Raw genomic sequence first — 1,710 nt, 5'->3', positions numbered from 1 at the left:
GGCAATAACCTGTAAAAAAATAGGGGGTGCGAGTTGATTGTGCCCTCTATTTTTATATATTATAGTAAAATATTGTAATCTTTAAATTTTATGAATTCTGTTGTTCACAGTGTTTGGAAATATTACTAGTATCAAAATATTCTAAGTTGGTGATGAAAATGCGCTTGTGGGGAAGCCGGATGGGGAAGGATTTGGACCAAGAAGTTGCTGAATTTTCAACTTCAATTAATGAAGACCAAGAGCTTTATTGGTTTGATATTATTGGTAGTCTTGCTCATTGTAAAATGCTTCAAAAAATAGAAATATTAAACCAAACTGAAGCTCAACATATTCAAAGAGGCCTTGTCCAACTGTTACAAAATATTGAAAAAAATCAAATCAATCTCAATGTATATGAGGATATTCATAGCGCAGTGGAAATAAATTTGAAACAAATGATTGGAGAACCAGCTGAAAAATTACACACGGCGAGAAGTCGTAACGATCAAATAGTTCTTGATGAGCGCTTGTTTTTAAGGGAAAAAATTATTCATCTCATTCGGGGTATCAACAACCTTCAAAAAGGGTTGTTAACTCTAGCTCAGAAATATCCAACTTTGGTAATGCCCGGATATACCCATCTCCAACCTGCGCAACCGATTCTTTTTGCTCACCATCTTTTGGCTTATTTCTTTATGTTACAAAGAGACGCTGAGAGGTTAAAAGATGCTCTTACCCGTCTCAATCAATTGCCCTTGGGTGCCGGAGCGTTAGCTGGGACTTCGATCCCTATTGACCGAAAATATGTAGCTGAACTGCTGGCATTTCCTTCGGTACAAGCAAACAGCATGGATGTAGTAGCTGATCGGGATTATATTCTTGAAATTCTGAATGCGTTATCAATTGCCTTTCTTCATTTAAGCCGTTTTGGTGAGGAATTAGTACTTTGGAACTCACCAGGTTTTCAATTTATTATCATAGATGATGCTTTTACGACTGGTTCGAGTATTATGCCACAGAAAAAAAATCCGGATATTGCCGAACTCATCAGGGGGAAAGCCGGAGAAGTTATTGGATCCTGGATCAGTTTAGCGGTAACCTTGAAAGGACTTCCTTTAACCTATAATCGTGATTTACAACAAGATAAACCGCCTCTTTTGAGAGCCGTTCACGAATGCGAAAAAACCTTTCACATAGCAACTCGCTTGATTAATAATATCCAACCTGATCCAGAAAGAATGGAAGCCGCCCTGCAAAAGGGATTTCTTACCGCCACTGACCTCTGTGAGTATTTAGTTGGGAAAGGCATCCCTTTTCGGAAGACTCATGAAATAGTGGGTTCAATAGTACGTGAGTTAGTTTCTCAAGATAAAAGTTTTCAAGACTTGAGTTTTCAAGAACTTGAAAATTATATTGGACAACTGGATCAGGAAGTTGCACTGGTTCTTGATGAAAAGCAATCAATAAACCGAAAGCAATCAGAGGGGAGTACATCGCCCCAGGAAGTAAAAAAACAATTTGTTATCGCTCAAAAGCTTTTAGATCGGTGGATGGCTTATAATACTCGTATAGAAAAAGAATGGCATAGTAAATACCAGTTATTACTCAGTGTCGAGTAGATATTCATGCAATTTATGTAACACCAGATGAGGATGAAAATACCTATCTAAAAACTTCATTCAGGCTGTGTCACAATCCCTTTCATACACCGGGAATAGCTTGAAAGTGGAG

General features: G+C 37.8%; 1 protein-coding gene. It reads left to right on the top strand.

Annotated elements, in window-relative coordinates:
• The first annotated feature begins 152 nt into the window (after positions 1-152).
• The gene (gene argH / locus PLK24_RS11280) at positions 153-1,598 is read left to right on the top strand and encodes an argininosuccinate lyase (protein ID WP_324479202.1); all 1,446 of its coding nucleotides are present in this window, start codon (positions 153-155) and stop codon (positions 1,596-1,598) included.
• Positions 1,599-1,710 lie beyond the last annotated feature (112 nt).

The organism is Atribacter sp. (genome assembly GCF_035418125.1).
GTDB classification, from domain to species: Bacteria; Atribacterota; Atribacteria; order Atribacterales; family Atribacteraceae; genus Atribacter; species Atribacter allofermentans.
Note: the sequence above shows the minus strand (reverse complement) of the source record. Positions and strands in the feature narration are given on the sequence as shown.